This window comes from Mesorhizobium sp. ZC-5 (assembly GCF_025753855.1).
In the GTDB taxonomy this organism is placed as follows: Bacteria; Pseudomonadota; Alphaproteobacteria; order Rhizobiales; family Rhizobiaceae; genus Neomesorhizobium.
The window spans coordinates 571906-590362 of the sequence record NZ_JAOWPT010000003.1 but is presented as its reverse complement, the minus strand read 5'-3'; the positions used below and the strand labels follow the sequence as shown (position 1 = coordinate 590362).

16 protein-coding genes are annotated in these 18457 nt (G+C 59.7%); 3 read left to right on the top strand and 13 right to left on the bottom strand.

Translation table 11 applies throughout. The features are described 5' to 3' along the window. Nucleotides 1-20: 20 nt before the first annotated feature. Nucleotides 21-1163 carry a hypothetical protein gene (locus OHD58_RS11520; RefSeq protein ID WP_263803408.1) on the bottom strand — a complete coding sequence of 381 codons (1143 nt, stop codon included), beginning with the start codon at nt 1161-1163 and terminating at the stop codon, nt 21-23. A gap of 397 nt (nt 1164-1560) precedes the next feature. On the opposite strand from OHD58_RS11520, the gene OHD58_RS11515 reads away from it, so the two are divergent. After that, complete coding sequence (locus tag OHD58_RS11515; protein WP_263803407.1) at nt 1561-2817, top strand: NAD(P)-binding domain-containing protein; 1257 nt, start codon at nt 1561-1563, stop codon at nt 2815-2817. A 10-nt stretch (nt 2818-2827) separates the two neighbouring features. Continuing rightward, on the top strand, nt 2828-3523 hold the full coding sequence (locus OHD58_RS11510) for a class I SAM-dependent methyltransferase (RefSeq protein WP_263803405.1): 696 nt from the start codon (nt 2828-2830) through the stop codon (nt 3521-3523). A gap of 44 nt (nt 3524-3567) precedes the next feature. On the opposite strand, the gene OHD58_RS11505 is transcribed toward OHD58_RS11510, so the two are convergent. From OHD58_RS11505 to OHD58_RS11480, 6 genes are all read right to left on the bottom strand, one after another. Then, nucleotides 3568-4836: a tetratricopeptide repeat protein gene (locus tag OHD58_RS11505; protein WP_263803404.1), complete on the bottom strand. Its 1269-nt coding sequence runs from the start codon at nt 4834-4836 to the stop codon at nt 3568-3570. A gap of 5 nt (nt 4837-4841) precedes the next feature. Beyond that, nucleotides 4842-6473: a tetratricopeptide repeat protein gene (locus tag OHD58_RS11500; protein WP_263803403.1), complete on the bottom strand. Its 1632-nt coding sequence runs from the start codon at nt 6471-6473 to the stop codon at nt 4842-4844. A 169-nt stretch (nt 6474-6642) separates the two neighbouring features. Then, nucleotides 6643-7476, bottom strand: coding sequence for a polysaccharide deacetylase family protein (locus OHD58_RS11495; protein WP_263803402.1), 834 nt, complete (start codon nt 7474-7476; stop codon nt 6643-6645). Next, nucleotides 7473-8735 carry a glycosyltransferase family 2 protein gene (locus tag OHD58_RS11490; RefSeq protein ID WP_263803401.1) on the bottom strand — a complete coding sequence of 421 codons (1263 nt, stop codon included), beginning with the start codon at nt 8733-8735 and terminating at the stop codon, nt 7473-7475. Before OHD58_RS11490 ends, OHD58_RS11495 begins: the two co-directional genes overlap by 4 nt. Beyond that, nucleotides 8720-9661 carry a glycosyltransferase family 2 protein gene (locus OHD58_RS11485; protein WP_263803400.1) on the bottom strand — a complete coding sequence of 314 codons (942 nt, stop codon included), beginning with the start codon at nt 9659-9661 and terminating at the stop codon, nt 8720-8722. Before OHD58_RS11485 ends, OHD58_RS11490 begins: the two co-directional genes overlap by 16 nt. 9 nt (nt 9662-9670) lie before the next feature. Further along, nucleotides 9671-10468, bottom strand: a complete 798-nt coding sequence (locus OHD58_RS11480; RefSeq protein ID WP_263803399.1) for a glycosyltransferase family 2 protein — start codon at nt 10466-10468, stop codon at nt 9671-9673. A 769-nt stretch (nt 10469-11237) separates the two neighbouring features. On the opposite strand from OHD58_RS11480, the gene OHD58_RS11475 reads away from it, so the two are divergent. Beyond that, complete coding sequence (locus OHD58_RS11475; RefSeq protein WP_263803398.1) at nt 11238-11594, top strand: hypothetical protein; 357 nt, start codon at nt 11238-11240, stop codon at nt 11592-11594. A 7-nt stretch (nt 11595-11601) separates the two neighbouring features. Here OHD58_RS11475 and OHD58_RS11470 read toward each other — a convergent pair whose 3' ends face one another. From OHD58_RS11470 to OHD58_RS11445, 6 genes are all read right to left on the bottom strand, one after another. Then, complete coding sequence (locus OHD58_RS11470; protein WP_263803397.1) at nt 11602-12675, bottom strand: POTRA domain-containing protein; 1074 nt, start codon at nt 12673-12675, stop codon at nt 11602-11604. 202 nt (nt 12676-12877) lie between these two features. Further along, nucleotides 12878-13684 (bottom strand): M55 family metallopeptidase, encoded by an 807-nt coding sequence (locus OHD58_RS11465; protein WP_263803396.1) that lies wholly within the window; start codon nt 13682-13684, stop codon nt 12878-12880. Nucleotides 13685-13703: 19 nt separating this feature from the next. After that, nucleotides 13704-14798, bottom strand: coding sequence for an aminotransferase class I/II-fold pyridoxal phosphate-dependent enzyme (locus OHD58_RS11460; protein WP_263803395.1), 1095 nt, complete (start codon nt 14796-14798; stop codon nt 13704-13706). A gap of 23 nt (nt 14799-14821) precedes the next feature. Further along, a complete protein-coding gene (locus tag OHD58_RS11455; RefSeq protein ID WP_263803392.1) occupies nt 14822-16498 on the bottom strand; it encodes a serine hydrolase domain-containing protein in 1677 nt (558 codons plus the stop codon). Nucleotides 16499-16518: 20 nt separating this feature from the next. Beyond that, nucleotides 16519-17394 carry an ABC transporter permease gene (locus OHD58_RS11450; protein ID WP_263803391.1) on the bottom strand — a complete coding sequence of 292 codons (876 nt, stop codon included), beginning with the start codon at nt 17392-17394 and terminating at the stop codon, nt 16519-16521. Beyond that, on the bottom strand, nt 17391-18428 hold the full coding sequence (locus OHD58_RS11445; protein ID WP_263803390.1) for an ABC transporter permease: 1038 nt from the start codon (nt 18426-18428) through the stop codon (nt 17391-17393). Before OHD58_RS11445 ends, OHD58_RS11450 begins: the two co-directional genes overlap by 4 nt. Nucleotides 18429-18457: the final 29 nt, after the last annotated feature.

The window sequence follows — 18457 nt, the reverse complement described above, 5'->3', positions numbered from 1 at the left end:
ACGGTCACTAGCCGATGCGATCAAACGTCGGTGTGGCTTTCTCGTGCTCGCCAAGGCCGGTTCAGAACGGAAGATACCAGCGTCTTCACGCGGGCGACGATGGTTTGTATCGCTCGCGATAGAACGAGAGTGCCAAAACGCAGCAACATGACAAGAAAAGGGACTGGATCATCGATCGCAAACCAAGCAAATTCCATGACCTTGCCGAGTTCCTCTGGCTCCCGCAGGGGAGTTGAGAACTGCAAAAGTCGTGATGCCAAGTCGAGATTCTCCACCGTGAATCTGCGGCCGAAGACCTGGGGAGATGCGCTGACAGGCCGTCCAGTCAGGTCGAGATGCTGTGCCCGTACGACATCGATGTCGTTCTCGGTGACAAAAAGCCGAAAATTGGCGCCCAGGCGGGGATTGAAGTCGACCAGTTTATAGCGCCCGTCTCGCCTGTCGAAGCGCCAGTCCATATCGGCAATACCCCGGTAGCCGATGTTCCTGCAAAAACCCGTCGCCAATGCCAGCAACTCTTCGTTGGGAAGCGCCGTGGCCGCGGTTGTGACGCCGGCCTCTGGCGGCCACGACCTGTGCTTGCGTCCGGTGAATGCCGCAAGCGGGATCCCCTCCCGGCCGCAATAAATATGAACAATCCAGTCCTCGGCGACGTCACGTGGCACATATTCCTGAACAACAATTTGTGGCTGGCCCGTCCATTGCTCAATCAGCCGCAAGAGTTCCGCGTGAGTTCTGATGATCGTGGTACTCGTCACAGAAGGTCTTGAAAGGCACGAAAATGGCTCGCTGTTCTTGATGACAATGGGGAACGAAGCGTTCGCCGCGAGGGCCAATGTCTCGCCTATGGAACCTGCGAAAGCCGTCCAAGGTGCAGGAACGTTATGTGCCGTGCACATTTCGTAAAGGTCGCGTTTATTGGCCAGCGCCTGCGGCAATTCGGGCGCCACGGATGGGAGGATGAAGAATGGCTTGATCTCCTGAGCATGCCTGGCGGCGTAAACCGCCGCCGCGTCGTCGGTGGGCATCAGGATTGCAGGTCGCCCGAGTTGCCGCGCGATCCGCTGCAATTGCTCCAGGGCATCGTCCTGATCGAGGTCGACCGGGAAGCTGCGATCCAGATATCTCGAAAATTGGTGAGGGGCCAAACTACTGGTAATCATCGCGTGCGTAGGCACCCCGACGCGCCCCAGCGAACGGATTGCACCAAGGGACCCATACAAAAAAGAGTATCTGCTTACCTGAAACAGCAGAACAGGTACTGAAACGTCTAACGAAGGCCCCCGTACCATGACGCCCGCCCGCAGACCCGATTTCGCCCACTCGAGTAGACCTGAAAAATCTTCTGAAAGCAATCGTCGCGCTTATACCATGATCATAATTCCTTTCCTATACCCCGGGTAATACGCCAAAAATTCTCGGTCAGATTTATAGAGATAATCTATTATATCTTCTTCAGATTAATCTCGACAACATGCGATTTTTAGTGACAAATTCCTGAAAACGTGGCTGAATCCAATTGTGGGAAGTGAGGGATTAACTAGTACTGGGGTAATAGTCATGTCGACGACAGGGGCTCGGAAAACTGAAGTAGTTGTTGTGGGAGCGGGACCATACGGCCTGGCAGCAGCCGCCCATCTCACTAGGGCAGGGATCGACTTCCGGATATTCGGCATTCCGATGGGCGCATGGCGCCACCACATGCCCAAAGGGATGTTCTTGAAGTCTGCACTGACCGCGACATCCATTTCCGCGCCTGCACCAAGCATGTCGCTTATCGATTACTGCACGGCAAACGGAGTCACCGGTGTCGATGACCACAATCCAATACCGATCGATCTGTTCGTGAACTACGGGCTCGAGTTCAAGAACCGCTACGTGCAAAACGTCGAGCAAGACGTGGTGAAACAGGTTGCCGATATGGGAAATGGCTTTCAGGTTTCCCTGGCCAACGGCGAAACTTTTCTCACAAAGAATGTCGTTGTCGCGTCCGGCCACATGCATTTTTCCTACATACCCGAGGCATTGCGTATTCCAGCCGGCCAGGATGGCGCGTCATTGGTTTCGCACACCGGCGCGCATCCGGAGTTTTCCAATTTCGCCGGTCGATCTGTGGCCATTGTTGGTGCTGGTCAGTCTGCACTTGAAAGCGCGGCCCTTCTTCGGGAAGCGGGCGCCGAAGTACACCTTATCGTGCGCGGCCCTCAACTTGCTTGGGGAAAGCCGCCGACAGGAGAACATAGCGGGCTTTTGTTGCGGGCTCTCAAGCCGATGACCCCACTTGGGCCCGGGTGGTCTCACCTGGTGATCACGCGAGCGCCTGAACTGATCTCGCATCTGCCTCCCGCAGCGCGGCTTCGTCTCGTGCGTTTGACATACGGACCGTCTGGGGCATGGTGGCTTCGCCCGCGGGTGGAGGGAAGCATCGAGACGTTGCTCGGTACCGAAGTCGAAGAGGCGCGGGAGGCGAACGGGAGAATCCTGCTCCGGCTTCGTCATGAAAGCGGCAAATCCTCGTCGCTGGCAGCCGACCACGTCCTTGCCGCGACAGGGTACAGGGTCGATGTCAATGCCATTGACTATCTCAGCCCAACGATCAGAACGCGGCTTGCGCGCGTGCCCGGATCGGGATCCCCCGCTTTGTCGGGGTCATGCCAGTCATCCGTTCCCGGCCTCTATTTTGTTGGTCTTTCCTCCGCTGCAACGTTCGGACCTCTCTTGAGGTTCGTCCACGGCACCGACTTCGCGGCCCAAACGGTTTGCCGATCTCTGGTGTCGGCTGCAACGAGGCGTTCGGACTTCAGACAGGCCGCCTAGGATCGTGGCTATGGCCACATTGCGCGAATTGAATATCCTCTTCGAACGGGTTCGCCGCGAAGGCGCAGGCAAGGCGTTGCGATTGACCAGCGGACATGTGGGCTCCCTCGCCCGCTCGCTGATCGAGGACATCAGGCGGGGCGTATCGACCACCCGGGAAGTCAGGGACGAGGAGCTCGGTTTTCGCGACCGGCAAAACCATGCCTATGTCGCTACCGACTACGAGATATTCAGAAAAGCTATCCGCAGCATCGATATTCGTGCGGGGGAGGACGTCTTCGTCGATTTCGGATCGGGTAAGGGCCGACCGGTGTTGCTGGCGGCGGAATATCCATTCCGGCGCGTTATCGGTGTCGAGTACTCAAAACAGCTGCACGATGCCGCTTGCCAAAATTTGCGGCTATCCAAACGGCTTGTTTGCCAGGACGTTGAACTGGTCCATGCCGACGCCGGAGAGTGGGCGATACCCCCCGACGCCACGGTGCTCTTCTTCTTCAACCCCTTTGAAGGCCAAGTACTGGCAAAGGTGTGCGACAATATCCGCGCTTCAATCGCCGCCGCACCGCGCCGCATCACGATCATCTACGTCCGAGCGGACAAATTTTTCGAGCGAGAAATCGATTGGGCCGAATGGCTTGTCAAGGCGCATGATTTTCCCTGCAGCGACGGTCTTGTCGCCATTTATCACAACCGGCCACTCGCTTAGGCGGCTAGTGAAACCAGCGTGGTTGCGACGCAAACGCTCAAGTCTCAAAAAGCGTAGGAAAGGATTTCCGTGCTGTTGCCGCTCATCGGGCCAAGGCTGCAAAAATAGGGGACAGCTGTCTTGCGGCAATGTTGGCGAAGGGCTCGCGACGTTCTACCGTTCAGCTGACCAGTGGGTTTGCCTTGATAGACATCAAGCTCCTTCAGCCGAACCTGGGCGGCAAAAACGAGTAAATTCGGATTGGTCCGCCGGAGATCCCGCACCAAGCGTTGCCGATCAGGTTCGGAGAAGGCGCCCAGCCGCGCATAAAGATCGCCCAGTTTTTGGGTCCGCGTGATGGAAGCATCCATGAGGAACTGCTGGTAGGCCATTTCGGCCTCCGACAACCGGGCCGATAGACCATCGAGGAGTTTACGGGCCTTTACGGAACTCCGCTTGACGAGACGCGATCGACCGTTCGCCTTTCCGTCACGGTATGCCGCGACCATCCTGAGCGCCGCATCGATGTTTCCACGCGCCATCGCCTGGTCGAGGATGCCAACGGCATGAGCCGTGTTCTGGCGGACGCCATACCCGTAAAAATAGCTCTCTGCGATGGCTCCGGCCGCACTGTCCATACCTGCCTTCTCAGCCGCGGCCAGTAGAGTCATCCCTTCGGTGGGAGTGCCGGCCTTGCCTACCCTGCCCTCCACGAGCAGCCTGCCCAAAGCGAGCGTCCCGAAGGGATTTCCGGCCTCCGACGCCATCCGGTAATAGACGGCCGCCTGCTTGCGCTCAGGTCGCGAGAATCGCCCGGCGCGATAGATGTCTCCGAGCCTGATCATCGCGACCGTGTTACCGAGCTTGGCTGCAGCAAGATAAGAACTGATCGCGGCTTCCGGCCTCATCGGGCTCGCCGAGCCCTCCGAATAGAGATCGCCGAGCGCCAGCAATGCCCTTGCGTCTCCGGCTTCGGCTATATCCTGGATGACCTTCAAACCCCGTTCAAGATCCTTCGGAACGCCCTGCCCGCGGGCCAGCATGTCGCCAACCTGCAGTGCCGCCGTATGGCTTCCGGAAAGGGCCGCCTGATTGTACAGGGTGAACGCCCGACCGGGATCGCGAGGGACGGTCCTTCCATTCAAATACATATCCGCAAGACGCATCATTGCTTCGGCTTTGCCGCCCTGAGCCGCCGGCAAAGCCTGGACTGGTATCTCTGTTGCGGGGATGGACTCCTCTGCCGCGTTTGCTGAAGGTCCAAGCAGGATCGCCAAGCTCGACATCGCCCACGCCACCGCAACGGCGATCCATTTGGGGGAATTGTCGCTCATCCAGATCATGGCTTCGACGGCGTGATGTCGGTTCCGGCAGCCATCGAATAGTAGTGAACGGCCCGCTCTCCATCCAACGGCACCGCACGTCCATCCCTAAAAAGGTCACCCAGTGAAAGGAGTGCTTCCGCATTGCCGGCTTTGACAGCCTTTTCATAGGCGGCGACCGCAGCAGCTCCATCTGTCGGCCCGGCATCGCCGCCGCTCAAAAGCTCACCCAGCACCATAAGCGCGGCGACATTGCCGGTTTCTGCGACTTCGGCGACAATGGCGCGACCGCGTGTTGGATCAGGCGCCGTGCCCCTGCCCTGGGCGATCATGCTGCCCATGCTCATCTTGGCCGTTTGGCTGCCAGCGTCGGCGGCTGCGCGGTACAGAGCGAAGGCCCGCGGAAGATCGCGTATCTTCGCGTCGCCATCGGCATACAACGACGCGAGCCGGGTCATACCGTCGACGCTGCCGGCACCAGTCGCCTTTTCATAGTAGCCGATCGCTGCAGCGAGGTCGGGCGTCTGTACGATGCCGTCCCTAGCGATATCGCCGAGCAGAACCAATGCGGCTGGGTCACCGCTGTCGGCTATAGGCCGGAGAAGTGCAACACCTTCGGCCGGATCTCGCGACGGAATCTGCCGGCGGATAATCATCTCAGCCATCCGGAGCGTTCCGGCCAGATTGCCAGCTCGAGCCGCTCGCTCGTAATAAACAAATGCTTTCGCCGGATCGACCGATGTGAGGGTGCCCTGCGAATAGATGTCGCCCAGCCTCAACAGCGAATGGGTGCTGCCGCGCTTGACGGCCTCCTCGAAGCTGGAAATTGCAAGCCCCGGCTGGACGGTCCCTGCCTCGCCACTGGCATAGGTCTCGGCGAGAGCGGAGAAGGCGCTCGGGACGCCGGCGGCCATCGCCTCGCGAATGAGCGCACGGCCCTGCTCGATATTCTGATCTGTCCCTTGGCCGCGGGCGATCATCTCGCCGAGCCGTATTTTTGCGTAGTCGTCTCCTGCCGAGGCCGCCTGTTCGTAGTAGCGAAGCGAGCGGGCGAGTTCCGTCGGCTGCCCAGTGCGAAAGTAAAAATCACCGAGATGCATGAAGGCGGCAGTTGCTCCAAGCTTGGCGGCCCTTTCAAAGGATGCGACGGCAACAGCATTGTCGAGCGTTACCCCCGTTCCGGTCGCGTAAAGCTCCCCGAGTACGAGCAGAGCGTTGGGATTTTCGGCGTCAGCCATTGAGCGGATTATCGCAAGTCCGGCTTCAACGTCGCGATCGGTCCCTTCGCCACGGACCGTCATCTCCCCTACCCTCAGCTTGCCCGTCGCGCTGCCGCCCGCGGCCGCCATACGGTAGTAAGAAATCGCCTTGGACAGATCCTTCTTCACGAGGGCGCCGCTGAAAAAAAGGTCTCCCAAACGCAGCAGGGCGTCGGGGTTCCCGTAGGACGCAGACAACGTGTAAAGTTTGCGCGCACTTGTGCCGTCGACCGCAGCCCCCGGTGAGGTCGGAATCAGGTCGGACGGGTTGATCACTCCGATCACCGATCCGGTCTTGGCTCTTTTTGCGGCGCGTTCATAATATTCGAGCGCTCGCAGACCGTCGTTGGGTTCAACCTGACCGTCCCGATAGAGATCACCAAGCGTCATCAATGCGCGAGCGACAGATGGTTGGGTTCCTTTTGGCTCGGGCGAGGCCTGATCCGTACTTGCGGTACCATCCGCTGCAAGATTTTCGGCCGCGGGCGCGACAAGGCTGCTCAGCATGAGAGAAACTCCAATGCAGACTGTCCTTAGGGCTCGCATCGTCCTGCTCCGTTCACATATTTCCTGTTTCCGCGGCTTCCGCCGTTGGCTCGGCGGTGACGCTGAAATGGCGGCTGATACGCCGCACCACACGCCAGCCCCTTTCGATGGCACGCCCAGCCCGCGGTGCCACAGGCAGCGCCACGCCCGATATCAATCTATGCAAATCTCCAGCACTGATCGCGCTGGTCATCACGATGCGTGAAAGCGCAAACAGGTCTTCCGTATCCGACGCCAATGCGTGTCGAACACGGCATGCCGAACTGAAGCCGGCGCCGCGCACGATGTCCTGGGTTTTGCGATTGAAGTAGCCGTGAGGGTACGCGAACGATGGGACCTCGCAGCCGAGCCCATCCTCCAGTACGCGTTTGCTGCCCGCTATCTCCTGCGAGGCTCTTGCGATCGTCAAGATGTCGAGTTGCGGATGACAGACGGAGTGAGCGCCAATCTCAATGCCGACCTCGGAAATGTTGCGAAGCTCCTGCCAATTCAGCATTGCGCGAGCGCCCTCACCAAGCGGCGTCAGCCAGCGGCTGGTCTTGCCCACGTATCCGGAAACTACATAAAGTGTCGCGGGGAAACCGTAACGCCGAAGCACCGGCAGCGCGCCTGTCCTGAAGTCCGCGAGCCCGTCGTCGAACGTGATTGCGATCGCACGCGGAGGCAGCGGCGCACCCTGCCGCAATCTGGTAGCCAGGTTCGATATGGTCATCGATTGGTAACCGTTGTCCGCCAGCACACCCATATGCGCGTCGAATTCGCTGGGCAGCACCATCCAGCGCCGATACGCGCTGGAACATTCAGTGTCGACGCTATGGTAGACCAGGATCGGAATTGCCTGCTTCATCCGGCCAACTCCTCTCGCGATGCCGCAGGCGCTGTCACCAAACCGGCGTGCCGGCCTCGGCTGCGGAAATAACCTACCGTGCCTGCCAGGATGCCCAGTCTTTCAAGCCATATCAGCGCCGTCGGATAGTCTGCCGGCAGCCGCATGTTCTTCTGCGCCGAAGGACCCACCATATGGGCGAATCCAGCAGGCAACGCGCGCAACAGCCGCACTATCGACCGAGGCTCATCCCTGACGACTTTCGTGAGATAAGCACCCAGCCCCATGCCATATCCAAATGCCTGTCGCCTCATTCCTTCCTCGGAGCGGCGATGATGGTGCCAGATAATTGCCCCTGGCTCGTAGACGAGCTGGAATCCATCGTTCAGCACGGCATAAAAGGAGGCAAGATCATCCCCGCCACGGGCAAGCGTGCCTGCACCCAAGGCCGAATCGAACCCGCCGATGTAACGCAGAGCCGTTTTGCTGAAGGCCATGTTGGCGCCCGATCCGAATTGACCGGCGGCGTAAGGGAACAACGGATCTGGGGGCCGATACTCGGCCAGGTCGTATATCTTGCGGACGAAGCCCTTGCCGAAGCCGCCATGGCGTTCGGTCCAGACCTGCGCACGCGTTTCAAGTTCAGCCGGCAGGATGAGACCGGTAACGCACCCAACTTTGCCGGCGTCGTCAAAGTTCTGCGCGATCGCCTCGACCCAATGGCGGTCTACGATGACGTCGTCATCCGTAAACAGCACGATTTCGCTCGACACCAACCGAAGACCGGCGTTGTGAGCGCGGCCGAGACCGGGAACGTCCTCGCGCAAATATCTGACCCGACCGGTCGCGTGATAACGTCCAGCAATCAAATCAGCCGTTTGCGATGATGAAGGCGCGTTATCGACGACCACGATTTCCCGTGGCTGCAAGGTCTGGTCGAGCAGGGAATCCAGACACCGTGAAAGGCTATGGACACGATCCCTTGTCGCCACGACGACGCTGACAGGCCTGTCGTTGATCGGTCCGTGCGCCGCTGGCTTTGTATCAGGGCTTTCGTCCGCTCCGATCCTCGCAAGGAGTTCCTCGCCCGACAGCGTTTCGCCCCTGAACGGGAACTCGACCACCCTCAAAGGGCGAGCACCGGAACGGACAAGGCAGAACACGCCGCCGTACGCGCCGCTACCCTGATCAGACATCGAAACATCGGGAATGCCGCGCGAAATGTCGACGCTGATGACCTTGATGGGATGGAAGAGGCCGCCTGTCATGCCGGCTTCCACACTTTTGCAACGCGGGCTGCTACATAACCCGCCGTCGTGAAGCCCAGGCCACCGATGATGCTGCCAACTCTGGCGAGACCCCACGCATCGCGCCTGAGCAGCGCGTCCCCGAGATGACGGACCACGCCGCGAGGCAGAGTTCGGGTTACATAGAACTGCTCGCTCGCCAACCCATCAGCGACGCCGACTTCATCCACGACCCTGGTCTTCGAGCGCCCTTCGGCAAGGCAACGCACACGAAAATAGCGCCAGCGCGATCGATCCGGCGTGACCTGGTGGCGCACAACCATGAAGGGGTCGTACAGTATCCTGGAGCCGGGGATGCCCTGTTTTGCGCGTATGCACAATTCCGTCTCCTCGCAGCCGGCGGCATCCGCACCAGTCCGCCCGATACCTTCCCGGAAACCGCCGACGCGATCGAACACCGAGCGCCTGAACGACATGTTGCAGCCGATGGGGTTTCGGACCTGCCGCACGGCGTCCGGCTGTCCACGATAACTGCACCCAACTACCCACAGAAATTCCTCGGGAAACCATCGTGGTCTGCCGCCCTGCCACATCGGAACAACACGGCCTCCCACGCCCACCACAAGTTGATCCGCATAATGCGGCACCATGCTTGTCAGCCAGTCGGGTTCTGCGATGGCGTCATCGTCCAGAAAGGCGATGATATCGTGACGGGCGGTGCGAATGCCCGAATTTCGTGCACCGGACAGGCCGCGAGCGCCACTGTTGGGAACCGTCTTGATCTGCGGGAACGATGCTTCGACGTGCTGAAGCAATGACGGGTTGTGATCGATCACGACGATGATTTCGGCCGGCGACGTCTCCTGCCGCAGAAGCGAAACGACCGCCTGATGAAGGTGTTCTCGCCGCGCGTCGGAATACGCGCAAATAATGACCGATACCGGGGCCAGGGTCGGCATTGGGATCTCTTACGCCCCGTGTTGCCGCATCTTCAAAATCGGGCGATTGACGGGAGCGGCCCTCGTCCTGACCCAGCCAAGGCGGACAATCGATTTCAGCACACGCCAGCCATCCGGGAACGTACGCAGGTTGCTGGTGCCGTGAATGCGTCGCTTTTCCTTGCTCGCGACTTCATTTACGGAAAGATTGGCACGCAACGCTTGAACGTTCATCTCGGTTTCGATCTCGAAACCGGTAGCGTCTTCGATATCGAGGTAGGGCAACACGTCCCGCCAGAATGCATTGTAGCCGTAACAGAGGTCGGTGTACTTGCCGCCAAACCGCAGGCGGACGAGCTGGAGCAATCCCCAATTTCCGAGCTTGCGATACCATTCCATGTCGACGGTTTCGCCACCCTGAAGGAAACGCGACCCCTTGACGAAATCAGCGCCGGCGAGCAGTGCGCCCACGAATGCGGAAATTTCGCCAGGGTCGGCAGAACCATCGGCATCGAGCGTGAGAATTATATCTCCGTGCGACGCATTGAAACCGGTCCGCAATGCCGCCCCCTTGCCCCGGCCCTCCTGTTGCACCACCACAATGCTGGGCAACAGGGCTTTGGCGACAGCAATTGTATCGTCGGTTGAATTGCCATCCACGAGCACAACCTCGTCGACCCAAGCCGGGATTCTCGGCAACACATGCGGAAGATTCTCAGCTTCGTTCATCGCCGGCACGATGACGCTTATACGTGGCACTGCCATCGCAATTTGCGCGTGCACAAATGCTTCTGTTTCTTGATAGGGCGGGAAAGCGGTTCGCGTCATCATACACTCCAAGTCATCACACACACCAAATGGGCCTCAAGTCCCGGCAACTGGCAGTGATCGCTTAGTCTTGGAATTATGCGACAGGCACAGTGTTCACCCCTCCGAGGTAAACACTCGATGACCGTTTCCAGGTCTCCGAACCTAGAATAGCATAACATATACAGCTGTTTCGTAGCCCACTGCCTATTCCAATTTTTACCACTATGTTAACGATTTGTAAATATTCCTGATTCGCTAATGTAACAATTTGATGTCCAAGCTATCTGGTGTTAGTCGGGCCTTTGGAACCTCGAATAGTGCAATATGATAAGTACAGATAGTATCAGCCGGGCTGCTCATTCCCTGACTTGAAAAATCTGTAACTGGCTGTAAACGCTACGGAATGTTCGACGGCGAGTTTTGATACCCGCTTTTGGTATTTTAGAAGCCCGTTTGCGTTTCGGGTTCGATGTTAACAATCTGTCGAGTTTTTGTGAAAGCATCTCTCTCACTGCTGGTTGCATTATCATTCAGAACACGGCGCATTGAAACGAGTTAGCCGGCTATCCAAGGAGATCGAGTAGAGGGGCCTACCGAAGCCGGATAGAGGGACAATCAGCTCTCCCCGCGGCAACGCCGTCCACAGTTTAACTGGTGAAGCCGGCATGCTCCGCAATGACGGACTTTCATACTTGTGCTATCTACAAACGATAAGACAGCAGCAATTGAATAAACGCTCAACAAGCTGCTTCGAAAATGCCGAAATTGAAGCCGTTGGAGGTCGAGGTTGCGAGACCCAGAAAAGGCTGAAACGCAGGATCCTGTAGAAAGCTGGATCCAACTGACGACCGAATGGGACGCAGCCTACGCTCGTTTTGTATTGGCTCGGGACTCCCGTTTGATGGGCGAGAGCCTGATCGATGGGCCTCGCGACGATCTCAGAGCAGCGGAAGGGAACGCCCTGGAGGAGTTGCATTCGCTCAAGGCCCGGATGAATGAATTGATCACGGGGGTGGGTCGAGGCCGCGAGGTCGTCAAGGAAACGATCATCATCGGTTCGTTGCAGACCAGATCCGGTGAGATGCCTGAAAGGCGTGAGCCACCTGCGGTCGTAGATAAGGCCACCAAGCGAAACAAATTTTAGCGGGCAGCTAGATCAGAAGGATTGGCAATCTTTGTACAGCAAGCACCGCGAATGCAAGGATCGTCAACAAACTGACGAGTGATGCCGTCCGAACAACGAACGACGACGCCCCGCCGGCCATAGCAGTCTGGCGCAGTGCCAAGGCAAATAGCGTCAACACGGCAACGGCCAATCCATTTGCTCCCGAATGCGCTAGTTGAGCGATGTCGACGGGTTTTTCGGTCACCTGCACGCGTACAGGCAGAAGCCCCTTTTCATCGAGAGCCTGGTCGGCGCTAACGCGAACGCGAGAGAACAAGCCAAGCTCTTCAAGATTCTGGCGGAGCACGTCAAGTTTTCCACGGTCGTAGGGATCGCGTGGCCCAAACGGAATGAACTGCTGCAAGGTTTGGGTCTTGGTGCGCCTTAGGCCGCTTGTGATGACATTCCCGAACCGGGCCGCAGGACCGCTTTCGATCCTTACAGTGATGTCAGCAAGACCTGTTGACGGTTCCCCCACCACCTGCCGGTCCGCGATCCTTGCGAGCGGGTGTTTCGCGGCGATGCGAAAGATGACGCTTTCCTCAAGCCGCGATAACAAGTCTGTCGTCGCAAACTGGCCAGCAAACGAGGGAACGATTGAACCGATATCGGCAATCATCTCCCGTCCTAACTCTGCTTCGTGGAGACCGACAACTTCGATCGTGCCAACGCGATAGCGCTGGTGCGTAACCGGCAACAGTGTGAGGCGCACCGGTGATTGCTTGCTGTCCACCAAGACTTCGGCGTCGAGATATCCAAGCCCGGTCATAAGCTCGGTCAGGCGAGCCTTCTCGATCTCGATCATCGCCGCCATATCTTCCGCCGGTATCCGTTCTGGGGCGCCCTCCCCTTCGATCCACGCCGGAAGATTGTATGCCGATCTCACAGCCATCGCGACGTCCGCATCGGCGAAATGGCCAACATCGAGACTTGGAACGCGCTCGAAAGCGGAACTCCCAATTGTGGCTATTTGCAAGGCGATGATCGCGACAATGAGTATCGCACCTGGCCGCCGTGTGCGCCAACAAATCCTGACCAACATTGCAGAAGTAGCGAACACAGCATCATCCGATCAGACCGGTGTTACAGTCGCAAAGTTATTCCCGTTGAGCTTAATTATGCAATAGCAATAATCTGCTGCGGATAAGCAATTATCCAATCTCATGTTCTCATCGAAGATGAGTTCGAGGAATCCTAGAGTAGCGTTGGCCGTTAGCTATTTGACGTTGTCGATCCCGCGGGAATGCTTGTCACCATGTTGGTCAGTTGCCAATGACGACGAAACGGATAGCGCGCTGGATGTCGAAGAAATCCTTCGCCGTGAAGCGCAGCGTGCGCGCCGCGGGATGCTCCATCCCCGGGTACCAGCTGCCGCGATAGGCTTCGGTCGGCGTGGTGAATTCGATGACCAGTTCGTATCGGTCGGCCAGCTTGGGCAGGCAGGCCTTCAGATCGCGCGACAGCGCTGCCTCCACGCCTTTGCGGATCGCAGTCACGGCCGCCTGCGGCGATAGCGAGGACGTCGCGGGGCCAAAACCTTCGCTGGTGGCCACCGTGCCAATACCCGGCACCAATGCTTTCGCTTCGGCGCACATGCCGGCGTCGCCGGCCAGAAAAACGGACGGCACGCCATAGCGCGCAGCGCACAGTGCGTTCAGCGTATATTCGGAAGCGACCTCGCCATTGATCAGCAGCCGCGAAACGGTGCCGGTCAGCGTGTGTGCGAGCGGGTTCGTGTCGGTGCCGGCCTTGTTGTGGTAGCCCGTGTAGAGCGCCGCAGCGAAGCTCGAATCGATGCCGAACATCATAAGGTCCGGATGGCCGCTCCAGGCCCGGATGATGCGCACGTAGCTCGGCAGTTTTGCCAGGTTCAGGTTGCGCGCGGAAGCATGTGCATCCTTGACGACGATTTCGGTCGCGCCTGCCGCCTTGGCGCCCTCACAGGCGGCGACCAGCTCGTCGGTCATATATTCGCGGAACTCCGCATAGTCGCGATGCTCCCTGCGGGCCTCGTCCCAATTGGTGATGCCGGCGGTGCCTTCGATATCGGCGCTGATGAAGACCTTCATGATGATCGTTTCCTTGGTTTCACAACAGCTCCGCCATCGACGACAGAAGCCGGTCGATCTGCTCGGGGGAATGTTCGGAAAACACCGCCAGCCGCATCGTCGGCACGTCGGGCGCGTCGGAATAGCCCGATGCCTTGGTCACCTTGACGACGATGTCCCTGGCGTCGAGTCGTTGCCGCAAGCCGTCAAAGTCGACGTCACCGCGCACACTGACGATAGGCACCGGCGTGTCGGCCAGCACAAAACCCAGCTTGCGCAAACCGGCTCGCATATGGCTGACATTGCGGACAAGGTTGGCGCGCATCGCTGGCGTCTCTTTCAGCACACGCAACGAAGCGATGGCGGCGGCCGCGGCCGCCGGCGGCACCGGCGACGCGCCGCGCATGATCATGGCGTTGGCGGCGATCTTGTCGGCAAGCGCCCGGCTCCCCGGAATAATGCCGCCAAGCGCGCCGAAAGCCTTGCTCAAGGTGCCGGCGAGGTAGTTGCCTTCGGCTTCAAGGCCAAAATGCTGCAGCGCGCCGCGACCGCTCGATCCTAGCGCGCCGACCCCGTGCGAATCGTCGATGGCGAGTATGGCGCCGTCATAAGGCGCCATGGCCTGGCGGTAGTCGGCCAGCGGTGCAAGCGCGCCCGAAGATGGGAAGACGCCGTCGGTCACGATGACGGGACGCTTGCCCGGTTTGACATAGCGGGCCAGTTCCTCAGCCAGGCTGCCGGCGTCCAGATGGCGGAAGCTGTGCACGGGCTTGTCAAGCGTCGGTATGGCATCGCGGGCGCTGTAGTGGGTGGCGGCGTCGATCAGGATCAGGTCGAAATCGTCGCGCAGCCCCTGCAACATCGCCATCGGGCTGGAATAGCCAGAGATCAGGCTGACGACATGCTCCGCGCCGAACCACGCCCGCAACTCATCCTGGAGATCGACGTACACCTGCATCTGCGCCAGCGTGCCAGGTCCCATACCGAACTGTCGGGTGGCGGCGCAGGCTGCTTCAATGACTTGAGGATGGCCGTGCAGGCAGAAGTAGCTGGTGCCACAGAAGTAATCGACGTCGCGGCCGTTGATGCGCATGCGCGCACCGAGCGGCGACTGCATGACAGTCGGCGCTGGCATCGGCTTCGCTGGCTGATGCTGGTTCAAGCTGCTGCCTCGGCGGCCGGCTTGCGGCGCTCAAGGAACATCGGCCCGACGCGGATGCCGCGCCGCCCCTGGTCGTCCACGGCATCGAGTTCGAGGATTTCCTCCTCATAGAGCAGGCCGCGCATCCGGAAGCGTCCTGCGTCCACCGGCTCGCACGTATGCGTGCAGAAATACTCGATCAGGCACTTCAATTCGCCGTGGCTGTAAGACAGGTAGGTAATGTTGAAGTCGGGGCCGTATTCGCCGAGATGCGGGGCGATCTCCGGCGGCACCTTTTCGGTCGGCAGCTTGTCTATGCGTGACCAGGTAGCGCCCTTCCAGACAAGACGGTCGGCTTCCGGGAATGAAACATTCATGTGGGCATAGTCGGCGCCGCGCCCGTAGATGCGTCCGTCGATGACGAAATCCGTGCCGGCGACCGGCCTGATCTGCAAAGGCACCCCCTCCCCCATCAGATAGAGTTTGCCGCTCTTGGCCTTGATCTCGACCACTTCGCCCGTGGTTTCATGACGGTAATGGCCGGGCAGCGTATTGAACTGCTCCTCCTGGATGGGCGGCGGGCTTTGCAGCCGCTCCAGCGGCTTGCCCATGCGCCGCTCGGCAAGAGCGATACGCAGCCCGTCGCCGCCGAGCCGAGAAGCGATCTGGTTGGCGAAATCCAGCGTCGCAAACATCAGCACGCCAAGACCTGCCGCCGGTAGCAGGATCATTTGCGAGGCGTAACCGTAGACCGCGCCGCCATGGCCGACCGAGGTCCAGCCATCCACGTCGCCGATACCGAAGCACAGGCCGTAACCGTTCAGGGTCTTGTCATGGCCGGCCGGGCGCTTGCCGATCGGCGTCCACATTTCTCGCAGAGAAGCCGGCGAGACTATGGATTGGCCGTCGGGCGCGAAGCCGCCGCGCAGCAGGCAGCGGGCGTAGCTGGCCATATCGCCGGTGGTCGAAAAGATGTTGCCGGCGGGCGATCCGCCAAGGCTGAACACGGGCGCCGGACTGTCGCCCTCCAGGGTCCACATGTCCGCCGGCGCCAGCCTCTCGCGCACGCCCGGCGCCATGCCTGCCGATGTCTGACCCATGCCCAATGGTTTCAGGATGTTTTCCGAGATGTAGTCGCCATAGCTCTTTTTCGCCATCTTCTCGATGACCATTCCGACGACCGCGATGCCGGCATTGGAATAGTGCATCAGGCCGGCGCTCGGATCCTGTTTCAGCGTCGATGTCGCCAGTTCGGCGACCGTGTCGGCGAGCGGCGGTCGGGTAGCGTCGAGATAATGGCCGCTCTTCGGTTCGCGTACGATGCCAGCGGTGTGGCTCATCAACTTGCGCAGGCTGACATGCGAGCCGTATGGCCCGCTTTCGCGTCCGGCAAAGGGGTTGAGCGGCTGGAAGCCCGGGATGTATTCGGAAACATCCACGTCGAGATCGACGATGCCCTTCTCGACCAGCTGCATGATCGCCATCGAGGTGAATGTCTTGGTGATCGAGCCGATGCGAAAACACGTGTCCTCGAGCATGTCGAAGCCGCGGTCATGGCGTTGGATGTGCCCCTCGCCCAACAGACCGTCACGGTCGACAAGCGCGTAGGAGATGGAGGGGATTTCCTTGTCCTCCACTTCGTGGCGGATCAGGTCCTCAAATTGTTCGAGTGCAGCGGTGGATAGCGAAGTCACGGACGTTACCTCCGGATTGATCAGTGGGCTTGGTGGCGCGGGTCCAACATGTCCCGCAGCGCATCGCCGACGAGGTTCCATGACAGGACGAACAGGAAGATTGCGGCGCCAGGGAACGCCAGCGTGTACCAGTACTGGAAGGGATTGCCTGACTGGCCGATGATCCAGTTGCGCGAATAGGCGATGAACTGGCCCCAGTCGGCATAGCCTTCCTCCGCGCCGACGCCGAGGAAGCTGAGCGCGGAGGCGGTGAGGACCATGGAGCCCGTCGCCATAGTGGCCAGCACCAGCACCGGAAAGATGGCGTTCGGCAAGATATGCAGCACGATCAGCCGGATGTCGCTGGCGCCATAGGCGCGCGCCGCATGGATGTAATCCATCTCGCGCAAACGCAGGATTTCGCTGCGGATGACGCGGGCGTAGGGCATCCAGCCGAATGTGGTCAGCGCAATGAAAACGGGGATGACCCCCTTCCCCATCAGGGCGACCAGCATCATCGCGGCGATGAAGAACGGCACCGCCATGAACACGTCGACGACGCGCATCAGGAACTCGTCGAGCAGCCCGCCGTAGAAGGCGGCGACAGCGCCGATGATCGTGCCGATCAGCAGCGAGATCGAGACGACGCCGAGGCCGATCTTGAACGCCGTGCGTGTGCCCCAGATCACCCCGTAGTAGATATCGTACTGGCCTTCGGTCGTGCCGAAGATCGCTTCCGCCGATGGCGGTTGCGGAGTTGCCAGGAAGCCGGCACGCGGCGTGTCGTAGACCGACATCTGGAATTCCTGCGGCGGCGCCAGGAGCGGCGCAAAGATCGCGATCAGCACGAAGGCCAGCAGAAGCAGGACGCCAAACAGCGAAACAGGGTTTTTCAGGAGGTAGCGAAGCGCCTTCATTTGGTCTTCACCCTCGGATCGAGCAGCGGATAGATCAGGTCGACGATCAGGTTCATCACCACCAGAACCACGACGAAATACAGGCCAAACCCGAGGATGGCCGGGAAATCCAGATTGGCCGCTGCCTTGGCCGAAAACTGCCCCAGCCCCGCATAGTCGAAGATCGTTTCAGTGATGACGACGCCGCCCATCATGGTGGCGAGTTCCATGCCGGCGATGGTAGCGACCGGCAGCAAAGCATTGCGTCGCGCATGGTGCAGTTCGACCACGCGGCGCGGCATGCCCTTGGCGCGCGCGGTGCGCACATAGTCCTGGCGCAGGGTCTCAAGCATCGAGGTGCGCATGATGCGCGTCATGCTGGCGAGGTTGACGTAGATCAGCGAGATGGCCGGCGCGGCCAGGTGGCGAAGCGAATCGAAGAAGACCGGCAGATTGCCGTTCAGCAGCGCGTCGACCGTGTTGGCGCCGGTGTAGCGGACGAACTGGTTCGAGGTGACGACGTCCTGCGCCCACTGGCTCAGGCGTCCCGGCGGAAACCAGTCGAGCACGGAATAGAAGATCAGCAGCATCAATAGGCCGAAGACGTAGACGGGAAAGGACCAGCCTATGATGGTGAAGAAGCGGATCAGGTGGTCGGGCCACTTGTTCAGGTAGATGCCGGCGCGCGAACCCAGATAGATCGACAGAAGCAGGCCCGGTATGAAGGCAAGCAGAACCAGTTCCATCGTCGCGGGAAAGAGCGAGGACAGCGCCGTCGCCACCGGCTGTCGCGCGGTCTCGGACCAGCCGAGATTGCCGTTCAGGATGTTGCCGATCCAGCGCCCGTACTGGACATAGAACGGGTCGTTGAGCCCATACTGCTCGATCATGCGCCGGATGCTTTCCTGGCCGCCCTTCAGATAGTCCGGCGAAGGGGCATAGGCCGCCAGGCGCTGCGTCGGCGTCAACGACATCTGCAAGGCAAATATCATCAGCGACAGGGCAAACATGACGACCGGCAACATCAGCAGCCGTCGCAGGGCATAGTTCAGCACATGAAAATATCCGGTTGAAAAGAATAGCC

Bases quoted from the DNA above. Each gene is read 5' to 3' on its own strand.
- OHD58_RS11520 (WP_263803408.1), bottom strand. From the start codon at position 1,163: ATGATTACCAGTAGTTTGGCCCCTCACCAATTTTCGAGATATCTGGAT.
- OHD58_RS11515 (WP_263803407.1), top strand. From the start codon at position 1,561: ATGTCGACGACAGGGGCTCGGAAAACTGAAGTAGTTGTTGTGGGAGCG.
- OHD58_RS11510 (WP_263803405.1), top strand. From the start codon at position 2,828: ATGGCCACATTGCGCGAATTGAATATCCTCTTCGAACGGGTTCGCCGC.
- OHD58_RS11505 (WP_263803404.1), bottom strand. From the start codon at position 4,836: ATGAGCGACAATTCCCCCAAATGGATCGCCGTTGCGGTGGCGTGGGCG.
- OHD58_RS11500 (WP_263803403.1), bottom strand. From the start codon at position 6,473: ATGACGCTTGGTGATCTCTATCGGGACGGTCAGGTTGAACCCAACGAC.
- OHD58_RS11495 (WP_263803402.1), bottom strand. From the start codon at position 7,476: ATGAAGCAGGCAATTCCGATCCTGGTCTACCATAGCGTCGACACTGAA.
- OHD58_RS11485 (WP_263803400.1), bottom strand. From the start codon at position 9,661: ATGCCGACCCTGGCCCCGGTATCGGTCATTATTTGCGCGTATTCCGAC.
- OHD58_RS11480 (WP_263803399.1), bottom strand. From the start codon at position 10,468: ATGACGCGAACCGCTTTCCCGCCCTATCAAGAAACAGAAGCATTTGTG.
- OHD58_RS11465 (WP_263803396.1), bottom strand. From the start codon at position 13,684: ATGAAGGTCTTCATCAGCGCCGATATCGAAGGCACCGCCGGCATCACC.
- OHD58_RS11460 (WP_263803395.1), bottom strand. From the start codon at position 14,798: ATGCCAGCGCCGACTGTCATGCAGTCGCCGCTCGGTGCGCGCATGCGC.
- OHD58_RS11450 (WP_263803391.1), bottom strand. From the start codon at position 17,394: ATGAAGGCGCTTCGCTACCTCCTGAAAAACCCTGTTTCGCTGTTTGGC.